The sequence below is a fragment of the Nitrospinota bacterium genome, assembly GCA_027619975.1.
Classification (GTDB): domain Bacteria; phylum Nitrospinota; class Nitrospinia; order Nitrospinales; family VA-1; genus JADFGI01.
Genome location: JAQCGX010000072.1, coordinates 1 through 2,548 on the forward strand (window position 1 = coordinate 1; position 2,548 = coordinate 2,548).

General features: G+C 45.9%; 3 protein-coding genes. All 3 read left to right on the top strand.

The window, feature by feature from the left end; all coding sequences use genetic code 11:
- The first annotated feature begins 215 nt into the window (after positions 1-215).
- The 3 genes from O3C58_14125 to O3C58_14135 are packed head-to-tail and all read left to right on the top strand — an operon-like array spanning position 216 to position 2,410.
- The gene (locus O3C58_14125) at positions 216-1,301 is read left to right on the top strand and encodes a PAS domain S-box protein (GenBank protein ID MDA0692987.1); all 1,086 of its coding nucleotides are present in this window, start codon (positions 216-218) and stop codon (positions 1,299-1,301) included.
- 21 nt (positions 1,302-1,322) lie between these two features.
- Positions 1,323-1,838, top strand: a complete 516-nt coding sequence (locus tag O3C58_14130) for an ATP-binding protein (GenBank protein MDA0692988.1) — start codon at positions 1,323-1,325, stop codon at positions 1,836-1,838.
- Entirely contained in the window at positions 1,835-2,410 is a 576-nt protein-coding gene (locus tag O3C58_14135; GenBank protein ID MDA0692989.1) for a response regulator, read from the top strand. Before O3C58_14130 ends, O3C58_14135 begins: the two co-directional genes overlap by 4 nt.
- The last annotated feature ends 138 nt before the right edge of the window (positions 2,411-2,548 follow it).

Consider the following 2,548-nt stretch of genomic DNA (forward strand, 5'->3'; position numbering starts at 1 on the left):
AGTAAACTTTTTTCTTTGTTCGACGTTGTAAACTCTGCAATGGTTCGTGACATAAAACCATTATAAAGCATCCTCTAATTAGACTAAATGACTAACCGCACGGGACACTAGGTCTGTCCCTTTTTGTTGCGCTGGTATTGCGTCATCGGAACTTTCAAGTCGAAACAGCCCACAACCAGGCCTTGAAAGAGACAGAAAAAAACCATGCCCATTTAATGGAACTAGAAAAACACGCCCGAATAATAAGGGAGAAAGAAGTTCATCTGCGGGCAATTCTGGACAACGCCATAGACGCTATTATCACGATAGACGAGCGGGGAATCATTCAGAGTTTCAACCCAGCGGCAGAAAAAATATTCGGTTATACGCCTTCTGAGACCTTCGGTCAGAATATCAAGATGCTGATGCCCGAACCCTACCACAGTGAACACGACGCTTATTTAACCCGCTACATCAAAACCGGCCAGGCAAAAATCATCAATATCGGGCGAGAAGTCGTCGGCAGACGCAAAAACGGTTCAACATTCCCCATGGATCTCGGAGTTTCCGAGATGCGGGTGGGTGGAAAACTGATGTTCATCGGGACCGCCCGCGATCTCACCGAGCGCAAGCGGGAAGAAGCGTTGACAACCCGTTTGGGCCGGATTCTGGATGAATCGATCAACGAAATCCTTGTTTTCGATGCAACCACTCTGAAGTTCACCCAGGTGAATGCGGGAGCCCGAAAAAACCTTGGGTATTCTCTTGAGGAATTGTCTCAAATGACGGCTTATGATATCAAGCCCTACTCCAGGGAGGAGTTCGAGGCGATGATCGAGCCGCTTCGACGAAAGGAAAAATCCCTCCTCATTTACAAAACGGAACACATACGCAAGGACAAAACGAAATACCCGGTGGAAGTCCGCATGCAGTTGATGGAACAAGAAAACCCGCCTATCTTCGTTGCCATCATACAGGACATCACCGAGCGGAAACTTGCGGAAGAGGAGTTGCTGAAAACGCATCAGCAGTTGCTTCATTCCGAAAAACTGAACGCCGCCGGAAAATTGTCGGCAAGTTTTGCGCACGAATTCAATAATCCCCTGACCGGTGTCCGCAGTGCCCTGGAGCAGATCCGCGAAAGGGTTCCCATGAAGGATGACTACAAGGAACTCCTAACCGTGGGAATCAAGGAAAGTATAACCGCGCATTTAGTTTGGGATAAAAAAACTTTCCCTTTCCCAATAACTCCTTTAGATATCCCACTTTCCACCACTTTTTCCCGGCTTTTCCCGCATTTATCTCCATCCCATACTAAATGACACTTAATAGAAAGCACCCGAATGGCGAATCTTGTCAAAAAGCTTGCGGATTCCCATCGCCCCACACTTGGCCACAAAGAGTCTCTTGAAATACACGAACTGATCAATGAAATTTTATTGTTAAAGGGTAATGATCTAAGAAAAAAGAATATCAAAGTTGAAAAATTTTATTCCCCTGATGTTCCCAGACTGGAAGGGATTTCCGATCAGCTCAAACAGGTGATGCTGAATCTGATACAAAATGCCGGGGATGCCATCTCCGAGAAAGGTGGGGAAATAACCCTCTCCACAGCAAGACTTAATGAAACCGTTGAGATAAATATTAAAGATACAGGATCTGGTATAGACCCTGAAAAAATCAATTCCATTTTCGAGCCGTTCTTCACCACCAAGGGGCCTAACCAAGGCTCGGGACTGGGGTTATCTGTGAGCCACGGCATTATTAAATCCCATAGCGGAAATATCAGAGTGAAAAGTAAGCAGGGTCAGGGAACGACCTTCACCGTCACCCTGCCCATTAATGGAGAAAAGAAATGAGTCACTACCATATACTGCATGTCGATGACGAGGAAAGCATTCGAATGGTAATGAGCCTTGACCTGAAAGAAGAGGGCTATGCTGTAGACTCGGCTGGCTCCGGGAAAGAAGCCCTAGAAAAACTAGAGACGTCTCACTATGACCTGATCATCACAGATTTAAATATGGAGGGGATGAATGGGATTGAGGTGATGCAAGAAGCAAAAAAGATGAAACCTGAAATAATGGTGATGATGCTGACCGCTTATGGCTCCCTCGATTCCGCCGTTCAGGCTCTGCGGTTGGGGGCCTCTGACTATCTGTTCAAGCCCTATGACCGATCCGAGCTTTTCCTCAGAATTAAAAATTGCTTTGAAAAGCTGGAGTTGCAAAAAAAGGTGACCCTCTATGAAACTATCCTGACCATGTGCACCATTTGCAGAAAAATTCAGGATGACACCGATGCAGAACCTGGAGAGGGGAAATGGACGTATCCCGACATATACCTTAAGGAAAGAGCCAATGTCGATAACAAGAAAACTTTTTGTCCTGAATGTTTTAAAGATTGGAAGCGACAATTAGCTGCAGACTAAGAAGCGGAGCCAATGGAAACTTAAACCACTTACAGGACACCTCTAAAAATTAGTTTATTACGGGAAATCGAACATTGCACAAGATTTCTTATATCGGTGGCACGGGCTTTCTAGCCCGTGCGGACAGGCTGGAAAGGC